The sequence below is a fragment of the Helicobacter bizzozeronii genome (assembly GCF_900196775.1).
Taxonomy (GTDB): Bacteria; Campylobacterota; Campylobacteria; order Campylobacterales; family Helicobacteraceae; genus Helicobacter; species Helicobacter bizzozeronii.
Window position 1 is genome coordinate 1 of the sequence record NZ_FZLB01000032.1, and the last position, 17,726, is coordinate 17,726.

Sequence of the window (17,726 nt, forward strand, 5' to 3'; positions counted from 1 at the left end):
CCCTCTTACAGCCCCCAAAGCCCAGCCCCCGATGAATGATCACCTAACCCCCCCAGCGGTGGCGCAAGATGCTTTGAGTGCGGGTATTAGCGCAATTAAGGTCGGCGATTACCGCAGTGCCTTTAAACTCTTTGCCAAATCTTGCGATCAGGGTAACCCAGCGGGCTGTTTTGCGGTGGGCACGATGTATGATAATGGCGTGGGGATTCAAAGCGACCCAGAAAAAGCCACGCGTTATTATGAAATGGGCTGTAGCGGGGGCGATGCGAGTGCGTGCGCCAACTTAGCCCAAACCTATGACTACAAACAAAACCCAACCCCTGATGACAAGGAAAAAGCCGCCCAACTCTATGCGGTGGGGTGCTCTGGGGGCGATGTGTTGGCGTGCAATAATCTAGCGTGGATGTATGCTAATGGGGTGGGTGTGCCCAAGAATTATTACAAAGCCCTAGAGTATTACAAATATGCGTGCGATAATGGGAGCGATTTGGGTTGTTATAATTTGGGCTTGATGAGCAATGTTAAAAATATCTATGGCATTGATAAGGCGCAACTAAGCACGGTCGATCTCAATTACCTAGCTTGCAATGCGGGGGACATTCAGGGCTGTGCCAATTTAGGCTGGATTTATGCCAAGGGGGCTAATGGGGTGCCGGTGAATAACTTCTATGCCTCAAAATATTTCCAGTTGGCATGCGATGGGGGGAATTTGTCTAGTTGCAATAATTTGGGCGTGTTGTACCAAAAGGGTTTGGGGGTGCCCCAAAGCGACAAACGGGCTCTTGATCTCTTTTCGTATGTGTGCAGTTATGGCTTGCAATCAGGATGCAATAATTACAGCGTCTTTAAAAATAAACTCTTGCGGGATAACCCCAATTACGGGCATTTGTTCGCACCCCTAGACCCGAGTTTGCGCTAGAGCACTTAAAGACACTTTAAACTAAACGCCCTATAATGGCAAATCTGCAAAAAAGGATCGCAATGAAAGTGTTGTTATTACAAGATGTGAAGAATCTAGGCAAGGCAGGCGATGTGGTTGATGTCAAGGATGGGTATGGCAATAACTTTTTAATCGCCAAATCCCTAGCCCAGCTAGCCACTAACGAGGTGATCAACAAATACAAAGCCAGTGCTAAAAAGCGTGCCGAACAAGAGGCACAAGACCTAGCCCACAAGCAAGAGCTAGCCAAAACCCTAGAGAATATCACGCTTAGGATCGTTAAAAAAGTCGGGGCAAATGGCGCACTCTTTGGTTCCATCACCAAAGAGGAAGTGATCGAAGCCTTGCATGCCAGCCACCCCATTGAGTTAGACAAAAAGACCTTGGAGCTTAAAACCCCCATTAAAAGCACGGGGATTTATGAAATTGAGGTGAAACTCGGGCTGGGCGTGCATGGCGTGCTCAAAGTAGATGTCGTGGCTGAGTAGCGATGTTCCACGCCACCACCATTTTAGGCTATAAAACGCATTTTGAGGGCAAGGATTATGCCATTATCGGCGGAGATGGGCAGGTGAGCTTTAATAATTGCGTGCTCAAGGGCAACGCCACAAAAATCCGCACCCTACACCACAACCAGATTTTAAGCGGGTTTGCGGGCAGCACCGCCGATGCCTTTAGTTTGTTTGATATGTTTGAGCGCATTTTGGAGGGCAAAAAGGGGGATTTGTTTAAAAGTGTCGTGGATTTTAGCAAGGAGTGGCGTAAGGATAAGTTTTTACGCCGGCTCGAGGCGATGATGATTGTTTTAAACAAACAATCGATCTTTATTTTGAGCGGGACGGGAGATGTGGTCGAGCCCGAAGATGGTAAAATCGCTGCCATTGGGAGTGGGGGCAATTACGCTTTGAGTGCGGCGCGCGCACTGGATCAATTCGCCAAACTAGAACCCAAAACTCTTGTAGAAGAGTCGCTCAAAATTGCGGGCAATCTTTGTATTTACACCAACCAAAACATTAAAATCTTGGAACTTTGATGAAAGATGGAATGGATTTAACGCCCCAAGAAATTGTGGCTTACCTAGATGACTACATCATCGGGCAACATGAGGCTAAAAAGACAATCGCCATTGCTTTGCGTAACCGCTGGCGGCGTTTGCAAGTGAGTGCGGACATCCAAGAGGAGATCACCCCTAAGAATATTTTAATGATCGGTTCTACGGGCGTGGGCAAAACCGAAATTGCACGCCGTGCTGCCAAAGTGAAGGGGTTTCCTTTTATCAAGGTGGAGGCGAGCAAATACACAGAGGTCGGCTTTGTGGGGCGCGATGTGGAGTCGATGGTACGCGATTTGGTCGCTACCAGTATCCACTTGGTGGAAAATGAGGAAAAAGAGAAAAACAAAGAGAAAATTGAAGAGCTCATTGTGGAGCGCATCGCCAAAAAATTATTGCCCGCTCTGCCTAGCGGTGTGAGTGCGGATAAAAAACAAGAATATGCTTTGAGCTTTGCCAAGATCAAAGACAAGGTGCGTAGCAATGCGCTTGATCAGCAAAAAATAGAGATCGAGTTACACAAAAAACACCTAGAGGGGGATTTCAATAACATACCCCCCGAAATTGTCAAGGTGCAAGAAAGCTTGATTAAGGTTTTCAATAAAGAGGGCGAAAAAGTTACCAAAGAGATGACAATTAAAGAGGCTAAAGAGGCATTAAGGCATGATGTCTCCCAAGCGATCTTGGATATGGAGATGGTGCAACGCGAGGGACTCAAAAGGGCAGCCCAGTCGGGTGTGATCTTCATTGATGAGATTGATAAAATCGCGGTGGGTGTCAAGGAGGGCGGGCGGCAAGACCCCAGTAAAGAGGGCGTGCAACGCGACTTGTTGCCCATCATTGAAGGAAGCACGATTCACACCAAGCATGGACCCATTAGCACCGATCATATTTTATTTATCGCCGCTGGGGCGTTCCACTTGAGTAAGCCTAGCGATTTGATCCCCGAGTTGCAAGGGCGCTTCCCCTTGCGTGCGGAGCTAGAAAGCCTCTCTGAGGAGAGCATGTATAAAATTCTGACCCAAACCAAGACTTCTATCATCAAGCAATACCAAGCCTTGTTGGCTGTTGAAGATGTGGATTTGGTCTTTGAGCCTGAAGCCTTGAGGGAATTAGCCAAACTCTCTTACTTGGCTAACCAAAATGCAGAGGACATTGGCGCGCGCCGCTTGCACACCACCATCGAAAAGGTGCTTGAAGACATTAGCTTTAGTGCTTCTGAACACAAGGGGGAGCGTTTCTGCATCACCAAAGAATATGTGAGCCAACGCTTGCAAAACTTGGTCGATAATGTGGATGCGACCCGTTTTATTTTATGACTAAAGCGGGCTTTATTGCGCTCATAGGTCGCCCCAATGCGGGCAAGAGCACGCTATTAAATGCCCTCTTAAATACCCAGATAGCTTTAATCTCACACAAAGCCAACGCCACGCGCAAAGCCCTCAAAGCCATTATCCCTTACACAGACAAAGACAACACAGAATGCCAAATGATTTTTTTAGACACCCCCGGGCTGTGCCACTCTAACAAACTTTTAAACCAAGTGATGGTGCAAGAGAGTTTGCGCGCTTTGGCAGGCTGTGATGCATGTGTGTTTTTAGCTAGCGTGCATGATCATTTGCAAGGGTATTTGGAGTTTTTAAAATTATGCCACCAACCCCATATTGTTGCCCTCAATAAGATCGACACCGCCACAAACGCCCAAATTCTAGCCAAAATGCAAGACTACCAGCCTTTTGCCTCTAAGTTTAAAGCACTCGTGCCCTTGAGTGCCTCTAAGTTGCAAAATTTAGAGGTTTTATTAGCCCAGCTAGCCCCACTCTTGCCCTCTAGTCCCTTCTATTATGATAGCGATCAAATCAGCGATACGCAGATCAAAGAGATTTATCAAGAGATGATCCGCGAGCAGATTTTCCAATTTTTGAGCGATGAAATCCCCTATGAAAGCGATGTTTTGATCTTGAGTTTCCAAGAAGGCGAGCATGTGGATAAAATCAAGGCACAAATCATTGTGGCTAAAGAGAGCCAAAAAAAGATGGTGATTGGCAAAAATGCACAAGTGATCAAAAAAATCGGGCGGGCGGCACGGCTCAAAATGCAGGATTTTGGGCAAAAAAAGGTGTTTTTGGAGTTAGAGGTCGTGGTGCAAAAGCATTGGAGTTCCCACAAAGATCAGTTAAAAAAAATGGGCTATGTGGTAGAATGAGGGTTTTTAATTGAAGCGGAGATCTAAATGGCAAAAGATGATGTGATTGAGGTAGATGGGCGGGTGATTGAGTGCCTACCCAACGCAACTTTTAAAGTGGAGCTGGAAAATAAGCATGTTGTGTTGTGCCGGATCTCGGGTAAGATGCGCATGCATTATATCCGCATTGCTCTAGGCGATCGGGTGCGTTTGGAACTCACGCCCTATAGCTTGGATAAAGGGCGGATTACTTTTCGTTACAAATGAAGTTAAGTGTTTTTTAAGTGATGATAAAATAAAGTAGAGGTTTTGCATAAGGAGATTGAGATGAAAGTGAGACCTTCTGTTAAGAAAATGTGCGATAAATGCAAGGTCATTAAAAGGCGGGGCGTGATCCGCGTGATTTGCGTTACGCCCAAACACAAACAAAGACAAGGATAGACATGGCAAGGATTGCAGGGGTAGATTTACCCAAGAAAAAACGCGTGGAATACGCCCTAACTTATATCTATGGTGTGGGTTTAAAGAGCTCACGGGATATTTTAGCCAAAGTGCAAATCTCTTTGGATAAAAGGGTGCATGAGTTGAGCGAGGATGAAGTGTCTAGCATCACCAAAGAGATTCAAGCCAACTATGTCGTGGAGGGGGATTTGCGTAAAAAGGTGCAAATGGATATTAAGGCGTTGATGGATTTAGGCAGTTATCGGGGTATCCGCCACCGCAAGGGCTTACCTGTGCGTGGGCAGACCACCAAGAACAATGCGCGCACCCGCAAAGGCAAGAAAAAAACCGTGGGTAGCAAGTAAGGAGCATAGATGGCAAAACGAACAGGCACAAAAAAGAGAGTTGTTAAAAAGAATATTGCACGGGGCGTGGTGCATATCGCAGCTTCATTTAATAATACCAACATCACCGTTACCGATGAGATGGGTAATGTCATTTGTTGGGCGACTGCGGGGGGCTTGGGCTTTAGGGGTTCTAAAAAATCCACGCCCTATGCTGCCCAACAAGCTGTCGAAAGTGCCATGGTGAAGGCTAAAGAACATGGGCTTAAAGAAGTGGGGATCAAGGTGCAAGGTCCGGGCAGTGGGCGTGAGACGGCTATTAAGAGTGTGGGGAGTGTGGAGGGCATTAAGGTGCTTTGGATCAAGGATGTAACGCCCTTGCCACACAATGGCTGCCGCCCACCCAAAAGAAGAAGAGTGTAAGGAGCGATCATGGCAAGATATCGAGGTGCAGTTGAAAAATTAGAACGCCGGTTTGGTATTTCTTTAGCCCTAAAGGGTGAGCGCCGCTTGAGTGGCAAAAGTGCTGTGGATAAGCGTGCTTATGGACCCGGACAACACGGGCAAAGAAGGGGTAAGATTTCAGATTATGGCTTGCAACTAAGAGAAAAGCAAAAAGCCAAAGCCATGTATGGCATTTCTGAAAAACAATTCCGCTCTATTTTTGTTGAAGCTAACCGTATGGAGGGCAATACGGGGGAAAATTTGGTGCGTTTGCTAGAAAGGCGTTTGGATAATGTGGTTTATCGCATGGGTTTTGCGACTACTAGGAGTTTTGCGCGCCAGTTGGTAACGCACGGGCATGTGCTGGTAGATGGCAAACGCATGGATATTCCTTCGGCTTTCATTAAAAGCGGGCAAAAAGTGGAGATTAGGGAAAAAAGCAAGCAGAATGCCCAAATCATGCGCGCTGTGGAGTTGAGTAACCAAGTGGGGATTGTCCCTTGGATTGATGTGGATCAAAATCAAAAAATGGGTGTTTTTGCCCGCTACCCTGAAAGGGATGAAGTGGTGATTCCCATTGAAGAACGCTTGATTGTTGAGCTTTATTCTAAATAAGAGGGTGGTGCTTGGATGAAAGTGATTAAAGTCGCTCCCCATGTCCCTACGGACATTAGTGTGGAAAAAATTAGCAACAGACATATCAAGGTCTGTGTCTCTGCTTTTGAGAGTGGGTATGCCATCACTCTAGCGCACCCCATCCGCCGCTTGCTCTTGCAAAGCTCTGTGGGGTATGCGCCCATTGGGATCAAGATTGAAAATATTGCCCATGAGTTTGATTCGTTGCGGGGGATGTCCGAAGATGTGGCGTTGTTTATTGCCAACTTAAAAAATATCCGCTTAGTGGGCAAGCATTTAGAAAATGCCTCCAATGACCAAGTGGTGGTGCATTATTCCTTCAAAGGTCCGGCTAAGTTGAGTGGCAAGGATTTGATCAATGAAGAAGTGGATGTGGTGGATCAGCAAGCCTACCTAGCCACCATCAACGAGGACATCCAGTTGGATTTTTCGATTATTTTGCAAAAGGGCATGGGTTATGTGCCCTCTGAGAGTATCCGCGGGCATATCTCCAGCGACTACATCCCCCTAGATGCCTACTTCACCCCCATTAAAAAGGTCGTCTATAACATCGAGAATATGCTAGTCGATGGCAACCCTAATTTTGAAAAAGTGATCTTTGAGATTGAGAGCGATGGGCAGATTGACCCCCAGCACGCCTTCCAAGAGGCAATCAAAACCATGAATGCCCAGCTGCATATTTTCAATGGGAACATGGCAGACTTTAAAGCCGCGCACGGGCATTTAGAAGACAGCCTAGAGGTCAAGGAATTGACCATGAAGGTCGAAGAGCTGAACTTGAGTGCGCGTTGTTTTAATTGTTTGGATAAAATCGGGATCAAATATGTCGGCGAGTTGGTTTTGATGGACAGCTACGAGCTCAAGGGCATTAAGAACTTGGGCAAAAAATCCTACGATGAGATCGCTGAAAAACTCGAGCAGTTAAAATACCCCGTGGGTTCTGAGCTTTCCAGCGACTTTAAAGTTTCTTTGAAAGCCAAGATTGACAAAATGAAAAATGAGGAAAACTAATGCGCCACAAGAATCGGTTTAGAAAATTAGGCAGGACAAGCTCCCACAGAAAGGCGTTGCTCAAAAACTTGGCCATCTCTTTGATTGAGTATGAAAAAATTGAAACGGGTGTCTTTAAGGCTAAGGAGTTGCGCTCCTACATCGAAAAACTGGTCAGTGTTGCTAAAAAAGGCGATTTTAACGCCCACCGCCAAGTTTTTGCTTACCTGCAACACAAGCAAGCCACACACAAGCTAGTTACCCAAATTGCCCCCAAGTATGCCCAACGCAAGGGGGGTTATACCAGTATCCATAGGAGTGCCATCAGAAGAGGCGATGCCTCTGTTTTGGCTTCTGTTGCCTTTATTTAGCCTTTCTTAGGAGGGCACATGGAATTTTTAGGATTTGTGATTACTTTGGTCGTGGTGGCGATCATCTTCTTTAAGCCCGCATGGGAAAAGCTAGCCTTTGGGCTCTTTGTTACCTTTTGGCTCGTGGAGCTGGTGATGTTTGTTGCCCACACTTCTAGTGTGTTGCCCAATATGAATTTGTAGGACTACCCAAGTTTGGAGCACGCAACCAGCTTGATAAAAGACCATGCTCTACGCCCACCAGCAATCTTTTTACCCCCTGCACACCCAAACAAGAGTCCCCCAAGCCCGATCATTTTGAGAAAACACGGGAGTTAACCCTAACCACTTTAGAACAAGCTTATAGAAAAAGGAGTCCTAAATGAGAATGGTTTTTAAACAGCTTGTGCGGGAGACAAGGGTTTTTTTTGGAATAGGGTTTTTCTCCTTACTCTCTTTAGGTGCAGAGAGTAGTGGTGTATTTTTGGGAGGGGGATTCCAGTATTCTTATGCTTCGGGTGCTTTCAAGCAAAATACGATCATGCAATATACAATACCGGGAATGCCCGCTTTGATAACCAAAACCAAAAACCCCTATAATGGCAATCTTTTTGGAGGGGATATCCAAATGGGTTACAAGCTATTCTTTGGCCAAAAAAAACGCTTTGGCTTGCGTTTCTATGGCTTTTTTAGTGGGCAGGTAGGGTATGCCAACTCTGTTGAGAGCAGCCAGACCGATCCCAAATTTGTTGTTACCAATCAGCCCGGCACTAATCTTTTCTATGGTGGGGGGATGGATATGCTCTATAACTTCTATGATAGCAATGAGCGTTCTTTTGGTGTTTTTGCAGGCGTGGTGGTGGGGTGGAGCTCTTGGTCAATGGGCAAGGACAAACAATGCCGTTGGGCATCTATCCACAAACGCGGGGGTGGCTCCAGTGGCTGTATCACAATGAACGCATTTTTCAACGAACAAGTGCTCATCAACCACAAATTCTATCCCGGACTCAAGTCCTCTTTCTCGCCTGCTTTTGTGCAACTCCTTGTCAATCTAGGGTTTAGATTTAATTTCACCAAACATCAAGGTCTTGAGGTGGGCGTGCGGATTCCGACCATCAACAACCTTTACTATGTCGATAGAGGCACTTATGCAATGGGGAGGATGGTTAAAATCAAGATTGATAGCGCGCTCATTCTCAGGCGCGACATCGTGGCGTTTGTCAATTATGTTATCAATTTTTAAGGGCTAGAATAGCTTTAGGGGCAAAGCCCCTTTAGCCCCTGCGCTTTTCTACAATTTCCTTAGCGATATTGGCAGGCACCTCGCCGTAATGGTCAAACTCCATAGAGTAAGTCCCCCGCCCTTGTGTAGCCGAGCGTAAATCAGTGGAGTAGCCAAACATCTCCACCAAAGGCACAAAGGCATTCACAATTTTAAGCCCCAATCTGTCATCCATCGCGTTGATCTGCCCTCTGCGGCGGTTTAAATCCCCGATCACATCGCCCATATACTCCTCGGGCACTTCCACTTCTACTTTCATCATGGGTTCTAAAAGCACGGGGTTAGCTGCGCGGCAAGCTTCTTTAAACGCCATAGAACCGGCGATTTTAAACGCCATCTCAGAGGAATCCACTTCGTGGTAACTCCCATCATACAGTGTAACTTTAAAATCCACCACCGGGTAGCCGGCTAACACCCCACTTTGCATCGCCTCTTGGATGCCCTTATCCACAGCCGGGATATACTCCTTTGGAATCACACCCCCGCTAATTTCATTGACAAATTCATAACCCGTGCCCGGGTCTCTGGGTTCTAGCTTGATGAAGACATGCCCATATTGCCCACGCCCCCCGGATTGTTTGGCGTATTTGTGCTCTTTTTGTACCGCGCTTCTAATGGTTTCCCTAAAAGCCACTTGGGGTTGCCCCACTTCTGCCTCTACTTTAAATTCTCGCTTGAGGCGATCCACGATGATCTCTAGGTGCAATTCACCCATGCCCCCAATTAAGGTTTGCCCGGTTTCCTCTTGGGTCATCACCCTAAAGCTGGGGTCTTCCTCAGCCAACTTGCCCAAAGCCACGCCCATTTTTTCTTGGTCGGCTTTGGTCTTGGGTTCTACGGCAATGTGAATCACGGGCTCAGGAAACTCCATGCGTTCCAGCACCACCGGGCTTTTCTCATTGCAAAGGGTATCCCCTGTCAGCGTGTCCTTGAGTCCCACAAAGGCGCAAATTTCACCGGCATAAACTTCCTTGATGTCCTCTCGTTTATTAGAGTGCATTTTTAAGAGCCGCCCCACGCGTTCTTTTTTGTCTTTCGTAGAGTTATAAATATAACTTCCCGATTCAAGCTTGCCCCGGTAAGCGCGCACAAAAGTGAGTTGCCCCACAAAGGGATCGGTCATGATCTTAAAAGCCAACCCGGCAAAATCCCCCTCATCGCTAGATTGCACCTTGATCTCTTCTTCATTTCTAGGATCAACCCCCTTGATGTCGGCTACTTCGGTAGGGGCGGGTAGGTAGTCGATCACCGCATCTAATAGAGTTTGCACGCCCTTATTTTTAAAAGAAGACCCACAGAGCATGGGAATCAAGGACATGTTCAAGCAACCCGCCTTTATGCCCCTTTTAATCTCTTCTACGCTCAAAGCCTCTCCGCCTAAATATTTCTCCATCAAAGCTTCATCTTGCTCGGCTACCGCTTCTAAAAGTTTGTCGCGGTATTCTTGGGCTTTGGCTTGCAAATCGCTAGGGATGTCTTGGACTTCGTATTTGGCTCCCATCGCCTCATTAGTCCAAATAATGGCTTTCATCGCCACCAAGTCGATCACACCCTGAAAAGTGTCCTCTGCCCCGATAGGAATATTGATGGGTACGGGGTTAGCTTTCAAGCGTTCCTTAATTTGGTTTTCGACACTATAAAAATTTGCCCCGATGCGATCCATTTTATTGACAAACACGATTCGGGGCACGCCGTATTTATTGGCTTGCCGCCACACGGTTTCACTCTGGGGTTGCACCCCACCTACAGAGCAAAACACGCCCACCGCGCCATCTAGCACCCGCATGGATCGCTCCACTTCAATGGTGAAATCCACATGCCCGGGGGTGTCAATCAAATTAATTTGGTGATCTTTCCAAAAACAAGTCGTGGCAGCAGAGGTGATCGTGATCCCGCGTTCTTTTTCTTGCTCCATCCAATCCATCGTAGCCGCGCCGTCATGCACTTCGCCGATTTTGTGGCTCACACCGGTGTAAAACAAAATGCGTTCAGAAGTGGTGGTTTTGCCCGCATCAATGTGGGCGGCAATCCCAATGTTGCGGATTTTTTCTAAAGGAGTCTTGCGTGCCATAAGCCCCCCTACCAACGATAGTGAGCAAAAGCTTTGTTCGCCTCTGCCATTTTGTGGATTTCTTCTTTTTTTCTAAACGCCGCACCCTTATCGCTGGCGGCATCCAATAGCTCATTGGCTAGCTTATCCACCATAGCACGCTCATTGCGCTTGCGGCTAGCCTCTAAAATCCAGCGAATCGACAAGGATTGTTGCCTAACTGGACGCACTTCTACGGGCACTTGGTAAGTCGCCCCGCCTACACGCCGTGAGCGCACCTCCACTAAGGGCTTGACATTTTCTAAAGCCTTTTCAAAGACTTCAATACCTTTTTCCCCGCTTTTTTCCTCAATCTTTTGCAAGGCAGCGTAGATAATTTTCTCAGCCACGCTTCTTTTGCCCTCATACATCATCTTGTTGATAAACTTGGTAACCACCTTGCTGTTATAAACCGGATCGCCTAGCACCTCCCTAATAGGAGCTCTTCTTCGTCTCATCTTTGCACCTCTTTTGTGTTACTTATTTGGTTTTGCCCTTTTGTTCCCCTGCCTTAGCTTTCTTAGCCCCATATTTGCTACGCGATACAGAGCGTTTATTCACCCCAGCGGTGTCTAACGCCCCACGCACAATGTGGTATTTCACTCCGGGCAAGTCCTTTACCCGACCACCACGCACAAGCACAATGGAGTGTTCTTGCAAATTATGCCCCTCCCCGGGAATGTAGCTAATCACCTCAAATTTGCTTGTCAAACGCACCTTAGCCACTTTACGCAAGGCAGAGTTAGGCTTTTTGGGTGTTGTGGTATATACACGCGTGCAGACCCCGCGTCTTTGGGGGCATTCCACCAAAGCAGGTGATTTAGTCTTTTTAAGGATTTTCTTCCTTTCTTTGCGGATTAACTGGTTGATAGTAGGCAAAATTGTCCTTTATTGCTAAGTTCAAAAAGGTCCATTATACACTAAAAAAGCTTGATCTTGGCTTGACCTGCTGGCTTTATGCTCTAAGTAAGTTAGAGTGTGCCATCTGAATTGACCCCATGTTGATGGGTCAAGCGGTGCTGGGATTTTGATCGCCTTGATCGCCCTTATTATTCTTAAGGCTCATCACCCCTCCCACAACAGCCCCCACACCAGCACCTACCAAAGTGCCCACCACAGGCACCATAGAACCTAAAAACCCCCCGACAGCCAACCCAACTAAGGGCTTGGGGACTTTAGGGTATTCTCCCTTTGTTTTGGGTTTTTTAGCCTTGCTCATGCAAGCCCAACTTTTGCATCCATGTATTTGCCCCTTGTATTTGGATTTTTAAACCCATGCGCCTAACCTTTGAGCCTAGCAAATTGGTTAGCTACCTTTTGCCCCCAAATGCCCCCAATGCAAGGGCTGCTATCGAATTAGGCAAAACATCTTTTTTATCCCACACCCACCACCGCCAGCAGTCCATGCCCAAAATCTCCCCAATATCGCTAGGTTTCCTCATGCGGACTCCATCTTGTTTGTTGCCCGTAAAACATTCTACAACAAAACCATGGCAGTTATTTTTAACTAAGTTATAGTCTCTCTCTTCCCCATCGCATTTTTTGGCATACGCGGCTGCTTTTTGATACCCCACGGCTTTTCTACCTTTGCATGAAACAAAAATAGGTTTGCCCTCAGAAAATCCTTTGGCATCGCAGGGCTCAATGTGGCTACCCTTAAATTTGCCCGTCAAATGCATGATTTTCCCATCCCCTATATAAACGCCCGAATGCGCAAAGTCTCCCAAATCGCACCACACCACGCTCCCCACCGCAGGTTCCCCATCAACTGAATCGCTATCCAAAAAATCCCCTTCTCTGTAGGTGGGGTAGGCATCTAAGAATTGTTCATAAAACTTCTTGGCGAGTGTGTAGATCAGCTCTAAAAGTTTTAGCCATACTTCTGCTGCTTGCCTTGGATCCATTGGTGGTGTTATTGGGGGCATCGCTTCTGAACCTGTTGTTGGTTGCATTGCGCGTAAAAATCCAAACATTTTAATCCCCTAACCCAATAACTCCAGTGCCTCTTGGTAAAGCATAAAATTTTTCACCACCCAGTCCTTGAGCTGATCGACTTTTTGGGTAGAAACCCCCATTTCTTTAGCATAGGAATAAATCGTATCCCTCTCGTTATCATGCCAATGGCTATCGGCTAGAGCCACAGAGGCAAGTTCTAACAATAGGGCATGTTTGGCGTGGTTGGTGTTAAAGAGTTTGCCCAAAGTGTTTAAAGGCACTTCCTTTTCAGAGATGCCATATTCGCATTGCTTTTTGATCACATCTAAAGCCCCTAGTTGCAATTCATGCAACACCCCATCGGCTTCAATGACTTTTCTTGCCAGATACAAAAACACTTGTTGCTGTTCCACACTCAAATCTTGAATGAACACGGGCACTCCTTGCATGCTTAAAAAGTGCCATTATAACGAGAGAAAAAGAGAGAGTCAAGAGGACTAATACCCCCATTTTAAGCCTAGATTTTAGGCAGATACAAGCTTGCGGATCAATTCTTGGTTCTTGGTGATGTGCTCCTTGATCTGCTCGATTTGATCTTGAATGTGGGCGATGTCTTGCAAACTCTTTTGGGCGATCTGCTCCATTTCTTGGGATTGATCTTCTAAGGACACCACCGCTTTATTGAGCTCATCTAGGCTCACATTGTTTTGATTAGCCGAATCCAACACCGCTTGAGAAGAATCTTCAATATTTTTCACTGCCCCATTCATGGAGGAAAAAGTAACGCCAATCTCCTCTAGGCGTTGTTGCACGCCATTAGCCAAGTTGCCCACTTCATCAGCCACCACCGCAAAGCCCCGCCCATGCTCGCCAGCCCGGGCTGCCTCTATGGCGGCATTGAGGGCAAGCAAATTAGTTTGGTAAGACACGCGATCGATCTTTTGCAGGGCTGTAGAAACTTCTGAGATATTGCTATCAATGGTGCCCACAATGGAGGAAAGGGTGTTAGAAAGGTTCTTAAGGGTCGCCATCGAGCTTTGCAACTTCAACACCTCTTCTTTAACCGCATTGACATAGTCATTATTGGCACTCGCTTTTGTGGCGATCTCTTTGAGATAGGAATTATTAGCCCCCACAATCTGGTTATAACCCTCATATTGTTCTAAGAGCGTGTTTTTGATCGCGAGGGTTTTATTGAGGCGGTTGCTCTTGATCTGCTCGTAATAAAAAAGGGTGTTTCTGAAGTTGGTGAAAAACCCATGGCTGGACTCCTTGCTAGGATTGCCCTCAAAAATGCAGAGAGCCGTGAGGGTTTGGTTTTGGTGCAAATTTTGGGAAACCTCCCCAAAGGTGGAGAAACCACTAATGGGGCAGTTATCAAATTCTTTGAATTGGGACAAACTCTGTTGGTTATTCACACGGCGCAAAATACAATCATTTGCTAAAATGGCTAAAGCCCGCCGCCCTTGCATAAAATTTTGGAACTTGCGGTGCGTGTTTTGGATAAAATCCCCAGCCTTGACCAAAAACAAAGTTTCCCCAAAATAGAGATCGCAAAAGAAACGGATACTTTTATCCTCATTAAAACTCCCCACCGAACGGATAAAAATTTGCCCCCCCACCTCCACCGCAAAAGTATAGCCTGCCATCATTTTAGACAACTCGCTAGGGGCACAATTAAAATGCGCACAGATCGCATCAACGGCGGGGACTAATTCATTATTAATCAAAAAGGATTTGACCTGCCGCAATTCTGGACTACACTCCCCGATTAAAAAAGAAGTTGGGGTTTTTTCAAAATTATGTGTGGTGAAAATATCATAATAATAACCCTTAGCCAATTTGCAATAGATCAAAACCGCCTCATGTGCGCTGATTTTGCCATTCAAGGCTAGGTTTGCCTCTTTAAAATCTAGTTTGCCCCCCGCACTCCCCCCCACCAAATGGCTTAAAGGAACATTGGATTTGACAAAAGCTTCTAAAAAGAAACTCTCGGACGCGCTCAAGCCCGGAAAATAGCTCAAAATAAAAGTATCAGCGGGATCAACATGCATGTGTGGGCGTACCCGTTGTTCGATCTGTTCTTTAATCTTCTCTTTGCGCGTGTCAATGTCCATGCTAACTTCGCCTCTTTGCAAGTCAGAACAGAGGGTATCGACCATGAAAGCTTCAATTTGCTCGATGATGCCAGAGCCAAAGAGGTGCAAGAGGATTTGCTCGGATTGGTGCAGATTATAAAAATCTTGGTGTGAGCCCCCTAATTGCCCCGCAGTTTGGATCACAAAACGCACGGGGATATTAGAAAACTGGTTTTCAAGCGTCCGCACCACTTGATTAAAGGGCAGTGTAGCGGGCACAAATGCCATGAGCAAAGACACTTGGTTTTGCGTTAAAAGGGCTTTGATCTCCAAACGCCCCAAATCCTTATAAGGCACAAGCCAATTAAGATTAAGGGGGGCTTTTTTGTGTGCCTCCTCAGATGCGCGCCATTTGAAAAACATCATGCCTCCTAGTTTATCGCTAAATTTAAAATGCAAACATTTACGCCAAACTTGCCACAATGTGTTCTAAATGCTGGTAAAAGGCACGGTATCTCTCTTGGGCATGCTCGATGCTATAGGGGACAAAATGCACCTCATCACGGGGGCGCATTTGGGCTAGGGTCACCAAACTTTCCTTAGTGAGCGTGGCGATCTTAGGGTAACCCCCCATAGTTTGGCGATCAGCCATTAATACAATGGGTTTCCCATTGGAGGGGACTTGCACGCTCCCCACCACCAAAGGTTCAGAGATGATCTCGGCATGCGTGTGCCACTCTAGGGATGGTCCTTCTAGGAAAATGCCCATGCGATCGCCCTTGCTGATTTGGTAGGGGGTTTGGCAAAATTGGCGGATTGTCTGCTCACTAAAACAAGAATCTTGAGGTCCTAAGATGACGGGCAAGGAGGCATGGGCATGGTAGAGGGGGCGGTAATGCTCGGCTAAGTGGCGCTTTTTGTTCTCAGGGCGCACCTGCACGCTCAATAAGTCCCCCTTTTGCAATTTACGCCCCCAAAATCCCCCCATTTGGGCGTGCATATAAGTTGATTTGCTCTCATGCACACTGGGCACATCTAAGACCCCCGAAACAGCCACATAGGCACACACACCCGATTGGGGTATGCCAAAACTCAAAATATCCCCGGGTTTGACCACATAGGATTCCCAGTTAAAAACCACGCAATCATTGATCTTAGGGCTGAGATTAGCCCCCCCAATGGCAATGTGCATTGGCTCTAAGAACTCCAAACACGCCCCCACATAGTGCATTTCTAAAAGGGCGTATTCTCTAGGATTGCCCACCAAAAAATTAGCCACGCTCGCGCTAAATTCATCCATCACGCCCGCTGCTGGAATCCCAAAGCGTGCATAGCCCAAACGCCCCAAATCTTGGATGGTGGTGCATAACCCCCCTTGCAAAACCCGGATACTAGACATGCAAATCCTCCAATCCAATTTGTGTGCGTTGGGGCTCATAGCCCCCTTGTGCGATCTGGTGTTCTAATTGCTGGTATTGCTCTAAAGAAATAGGCTCATAGCGCACATAATCCCCGGCTTGGAGCAACACGGGGGGATTTTTACTAGGGTCATAGAGTTTGAGCGGTGTTTTGCCAATGATTTGCCAACCCCCCGGGGATTTGAGCGGATAAATCCCGGTTTGGGTGTGCGCAATCCCTACAGACCCCGGAGCGACCTCTGCTCTAGGCTGGGCTAATCTGGGCACAGCTAAACTAGGGTCTAGCCCGCCCAAATAAGCAAACCCGGGCAAAAAGCCCAGCATATAGACCAAGTAATCCCGCCCGCTGTGCTTTTGGACAATTTGATCTAGGCTTAAATGCGTGTGTTGGCTCACAAACTCCAAATCCAAGCCCAATGCATAGCATGTGGGGATGGACACCAAAGAAACTTGTTCTTTTGGGCTACTGGGCATGCCTAGCTCTAAATTTTCCAGCTCTTCTTTCAAGCGTGCATAAGAACAAACAAGCGGATCATAGATCACCAACAAGCTAGCATAAGCCCCCACCACTTCTAACACGCCTTGGAGGGCTTTTTGCTCGATGACAGAACACGCATGCCTGACTTGGGCATTGATTTGGGGCGTGATCTCAGAGCCAAATTCTAATAACAATGCACTTTCCCCACAGGGGCGATAGATGACACCTTCCACGACCAACTCCTAGCTAAACATCAAAATCAAGGGTTTAAACGAGAGGACACCCAAATACACGCTCAAGCCCACCACCACCCAGCCCAACACCGCTAACAAGATAGAATGCTTGTAAGTGCCCACAATGCAGGGTTTGTAAGCTGCCACCAACACCACAGCTAGCGTGATGGGCAAAACAAGTCCATTTAAAGCCCCGGCTAAGATCAATAATGCTACGGGCTTGCCAATCACCATAAAAATCAAGGTTGAGAGGCTGATTAAAATCAGAGCACAAGCCCTTTGGTGTTTTTGCACCCAAGCAAAGCTTTTTAAAAAAGACACACTGGTATAAGAAGCGCCCACAATGGAGGTCAAGCTAGCAGCCAAAAACACCAGCCCAAAAATTTTATAGCCCAAGCTCCCCAAAGCCACCCCAAAAGCACTCCCGGCTGGATTGGCTGGGCTAAGGCTTTGCCCGCTTTGCACCACGCCCAACACCGCCAAAAACAACAAGACACGCACAAGAGCAGCAACCCCAATACTCAGATAAGCGGCGCGATCCATTTGGATCTGATTTTTCTCCCCCACAACGCCCAAATCAATTAAGCGGTGCGCCCCGGCAAAGACAATATACCCCCCCACACTCCCCCCAATAAGCGTAATGGTGGCTGCCATTGAAAAATGGCTAGGCAAAAAGGTTTCTGTAGCCACTTGGGTGATGGTTGGGTGGGTGAAAAACGCAATATATGCAATGAAGATGATCATCAACACGCCTAAAATCTGTGACACGCGATAAATCAAATGCCATGAACTCATGGATAAAAAAATTAAGAACGACAACAAGGCCATACTA

24 protein-coding genes are annotated in these 17,726 nt (G+C 46.9%); 14 read left to right on the forward strand and 10 right to left on the reverse strand.

Translation table 11 applies throughout. From position 1 onward, the window contains the following. From C5684_RS04295 to C5684_RS04355, 14 genes are all read left to right on the forward strand, one after another. Positions 1-919, forward strand: a 919-nt coding sequence (locus C5684_RS04295; protein WP_281728733.1) for a tetratricopeptide repeat protein, incomplete at its 5' end; no start/stop codon positions are given. A 62-nt stretch (positions 920-981) separates the two neighbouring features. Next, positions 982-1,428, forward strand: a complete 447-nt coding sequence (rplI, locus tag C5684_RS04300; RefSeq protein WP_013890405.1) for a 50S ribosomal protein L9 — start codon at positions 982-984, stop codon at positions 1,426-1,428. Positions 1,429-1,430: 2 nt separating this feature from the next. Further along, on the forward strand, positions 1,431-1,973 hold the full coding sequence (hslV, locus tag C5684_RS04305) for an ATP-dependent protease subunit HslV (protein ID WP_013890404.1): 543 nt from the start codon (positions 1,431-1,433) through the stop codon (positions 1,971-1,973). Positions 1,974-1,984: 11 nt separating this feature from the next. Then, positions 1,985-3,310, forward strand: a complete 1,326-nt coding sequence (gene hslU, locus C5684_RS04310) for an HslU--HslV peptidase ATPase subunit (protein ID WP_199764492.1) — start codon at positions 1,985-1,987, stop codon at positions 3,308-3,310. Further along, entirely contained in the window at positions 3,307-4,197 is an 891-nt protein-coding gene (gene era, locus C5684_RS04315) for a GTPase Era (RefSeq protein ID WP_104639518.1), read from the forward strand. Before hslU ends, era begins: the two co-directional genes overlap by 4 nt. Before the next feature lie 27 nt (positions 4,198-4,224). After that, positions 4,225-4,443 carry a translation initiation factor IF-1 gene (gene infA / locus C5684_RS04320; protein WP_006016750.1) on the forward strand — a complete coding sequence of 73 codons (219 nt, stop codon included), beginning with the start codon at positions 4,225-4,227 and terminating at the stop codon, positions 4,441-4,443. Positions 4,444-4,503: 60 nt separating this feature from the next. Beyond that, the gene (rpmJ, locus tag C5684_RS04325; protein ID WP_006016749.1) at positions 4,504-4,617 is read left to right on the forward strand and encodes a 50S ribosomal protein L36; all 114 of its coding nucleotides are present in this window, start codon (positions 4,504-4,506) and stop codon (positions 4,615-4,617) included. Between the two features lie 2 nt (positions 4,618-4,619). Further along, entirely contained in the window at positions 4,620-4,982 is a 363-nt protein-coding gene (gene rpsM, locus C5684_RS04330; protein ID WP_006016748.1) for a 30S ribosomal protein S13, read from the forward strand. A gap of 9 nt (positions 4,983-4,991) precedes the next feature. Next, complete coding sequence (gene rpsK / locus C5684_RS04335; protein WP_006016747.1) at positions 4,992-5,384, forward strand: 30S ribosomal protein S11; 393 nt, start codon at positions 4,992-4,994, stop codon at positions 5,382-5,384. A gap of 9 nt (positions 5,385-5,393) precedes the next feature. Further along, the gene (gene rpsD / locus C5684_RS04340) at positions 5,394-6,020 is read left to right on the forward strand and encodes a 30S ribosomal protein S4 (RefSeq protein ID WP_104639519.1); all 627 of its coding nucleotides are present in this window, start codon (positions 5,394-5,396) and stop codon (positions 6,018-6,020) included. 15 nt (positions 6,021-6,035) lie between these two features. Continuing rightward, positions 6,036-7,052 carry a DNA-directed RNA polymerase subunit alpha gene (locus C5684_RS04345; protein ID WP_013890398.1) on the forward strand — a complete coding sequence of 339 codons (1,017 nt, stop codon included), beginning with the start codon at positions 6,036-6,038 and terminating at the stop codon, positions 7,050-7,052. Next, positions 7,052-7,402 carry a 50S ribosomal protein L17 gene (gene rplQ / locus C5684_RS04350; protein ID WP_006016743.1) on the forward strand — a complete coding sequence of 117 codons (351 nt, stop codon included), beginning with the start codon at positions 7,052-7,054 and terminating at the stop codon, positions 7,400-7,402. Before C5684_RS04345 ends, rplQ begins: the two co-directional genes overlap by 1 nt. A gap of 18 nt (positions 7,403-7,420) precedes the next feature. Continuing rightward, entirely contained in the window at positions 7,421-7,585 is a 165-nt protein-coding gene (locus C5684_RS09295; RefSeq protein ID WP_006016742.1) for a hypothetical protein, read from the forward strand. Positions 7,586-7,763: 178 nt separating this feature from the next. Next, on the forward strand, positions 7,764-8,624 hold the full coding sequence (locus C5684_RS04355) for an outer membrane protein (RefSeq protein ID WP_104639520.1): 861 nt from the start codon (positions 7,764-7,766) through the stop codon (positions 8,622-8,624). Positions 8,625-8,655: 31 nt separating this feature from the next. Here the strand turns inward: C5684_RS04355 and fusA are convergent, their stop codons facing one another. From fusA to C5684_RS04410, 10 genes are all read right to left on the reverse strand, one after another. Further along, positions 8,656-10,734, reverse strand: coding sequence for an elongation factor G (fusA, locus tag C5684_RS04360; RefSeq protein WP_104639521.1), 2,079 nt, complete (start codon positions 10,732-10,734; stop codon positions 8,656-8,658). An 8-nt stretch (positions 10,735-10,742) separates the two neighbouring features. Beyond that, positions 10,743-11,210 (reverse strand): 30S ribosomal protein S7, encoded by a 468-nt coding sequence (rpsG, locus tag C5684_RS04365; RefSeq protein WP_006016738.1) that lies wholly within the window; start codon positions 11,208-11,210, stop codon positions 10,743-10,745. Positions 11,211-11,232: 22 nt separating this feature from the next. Continuing rightward, a complete protein-coding gene (gene rpsL, locus C5684_RS04370; protein WP_013890393.1) occupies positions 11,233-11,631 on the reverse strand; it encodes a 30S ribosomal protein S12 in 399 nt (132 codons plus the stop codon). A 130-nt stretch (positions 11,632-11,761) separates the two neighbouring features. Further along, a complete protein-coding gene (locus C5684_RS04375) occupies positions 11,762-11,971 on the reverse strand; it encodes a glycine zipper domain-containing protein (protein WP_104639522.1) in 210 nt (69 codons plus the stop codon). A 91-nt stretch (positions 11,972-12,062) separates the two neighbouring features. Next, positions 12,063-12,656 carry a lecithin retinol acyltransferase family protein gene (locus C5684_RS04380; RefSeq protein ID WP_013890391.1) on the reverse strand — a complete coding sequence of 198 codons (594 nt, stop codon included), beginning with the start codon at positions 12,654-12,656 and terminating at the stop codon, positions 12,063-12,065. Positions 12,657-12,734: 78 nt separating this feature from the next. Then, positions 12,735-13,121 (reverse strand): tellurite resistance TerB family protein, encoded by a 387-nt coding sequence (locus tag C5684_RS04385; RefSeq protein WP_104638212.1) that lies wholly within the window; start codon positions 13,119-13,121, stop codon positions 12,735-12,737. Between the two features lie 90 nt (positions 13,122-13,211). Further along, on the reverse strand, positions 13,212-15,188 hold the full coding sequence (locus C5684_RS09740; protein ID WP_199764491.1) for a methyl-accepting chemotaxis protein: 1,977 nt from the start codon (positions 15,186-15,188) through the stop codon (positions 13,212-13,214). A gap of 40 nt (positions 15,189-15,228) precedes the next feature. Continuing rightward, on the reverse strand, positions 15,229-16,164 hold the full coding sequence (locus C5684_RS04400) for a 5-oxoprolinase subunit C family protein (RefSeq protein WP_104639523.1): 936 nt from the start codon (positions 16,162-16,164) through the stop codon (positions 15,229-15,231). Then, on the reverse strand, positions 16,157-16,894 hold the full coding sequence (pxpB, locus tag C5684_RS04405; RefSeq protein WP_104639524.1) for a 5-oxoprolinase subunit PxpB: 738 nt from the start codon (positions 16,892-16,894) through the stop codon (positions 16,157-16,159). Before pxpB ends, C5684_RS04400 begins: the two co-directional genes overlap by 8 nt. A gap of 9 nt (positions 16,895-16,903) precedes the next feature. Continuing rightward, a partial coding sequence (locus C5684_RS04410) for an NRAMP family divalent metal transporter (RefSeq protein WP_104639525.1) occupies positions 16,904-17,726 on the reverse strand: 823 nt, incomplete at its 5' end.

Coding starts and splice junctions, on each gene's coding strand:
- rpsD (WP_104639519.1), top strand. CDS start 5,394: ATGGCAAGATATCGAGGTGCAGTTGAAAAATTAGAACGCCGGTTTGGT.
- hslV (WP_013890404.1), top strand. CDS start 1,431: ATGTTCCACGCCACCACCATTTTAGGCTATAAAACGCATTTTGAGGGC.
- C5684_RS04345 (WP_013890398.1), top strand. CDS start 6,036: ATGAAAGTGATTAAAGTCGCTCCCCATGTCCCTACGGACATTAGTGTG.
- C5684_RS04380 (WP_013890391.1), bottom strand. CDS start 12,656: ATGGATCCAAGGCAAGCAGCAGAAGTATGGCTAAAACTTTTAGAGCTG.
- rpmJ (WP_006016749.1), top strand. CDS start 4,504: ATGAAAGTGAGACCTTCTGTTAAGAAAATGTGCGATAAATGCAAGGTC.
- C5684_RS04375 (WP_104639522.1), bottom strand. CDS start 11,971: ATGAGCAAGGCTAAAAAACCCAAAACAAAGGGAGAATACCCTAAAGTC.
- C5684_RS09740 (WP_199764491.1), bottom strand. CDS start 15,188: ATGTTTTTCAAATGGCGCGCATCTGAGGAGGCACACAAAAAAGCCCCC.
- C5684_RS04355 (WP_104639520.1), top strand. CDS start 7,764: ATGAGAATGGTTTTTAAACAGCTTGTGCGGGAGACAAGGGTTTTTTTT.
- C5684_RS09295 (WP_006016742.1), top strand. CDS start 7,421: ATGGAATTTTTAGGATTTGTGATTACTTTGGTCGTGGTGGCGATCATC.
- C5684_RS04400 (WP_104639523.1), bottom strand. CDS start 16,164: ATGTCTAGTATCCGGGTTTTGCAAGGGGGGTTATGCACCACCATCCAA.
- rplQ (WP_006016743.1), top strand. CDS start 7,052: ATGCGCCACAAGAATCGGTTTAGAAAATTAGGCAGGACAAGCTCCCAC.
- infA (WP_006016750.1), top strand. CDS start 4,225: ATGGCAAAAGATGATGTGATTGAGGTAGATGGGCGGGTGATTGAGTGC.
- era (WP_104639518.1), top strand. CDS start 3,307: ATGACTAAAGCGGGCTTTATTGCGCTCATAGGTCGCCCCAATGCGGGC.
- fusA (WP_104639521.1), bottom strand. CDS start 10,734: ATGGCACGCAAGACTCCTTTAGAAAAAATCCGCAACATTGGGATTGCC.
- rpsM (WP_006016748.1), top strand. CDS start 4,620: ATGGCAAGGATTGCAGGGGTAGATTTACCCAAGAAAAAACGCGTGGAA.
- rpsK (WP_006016747.1), top strand. CDS start 4,992: ATGGCAAAACGAACAGGCACAAAAAAGAGAGTTGTTAAAAAGAATATT.
- rpsG (WP_006016738.1), bottom strand. CDS start 11,210: ATGAGACGAAGAAGAGCTCCTATTAGGGAGGTGCTAGGCGATCCGGTT.
- hslU (WP_199764492.1), top strand. CDS start 1,985: ATGGATTTAACGCCCCAAGAAATTGTGGCTTACCTAGATGACTACATC.
- rplI (WP_013890405.1), top strand. CDS start 982: ATGAAAGTGTTGTTATTACAAGATGTGAAGAATCTAGGCAAGGCAGGC.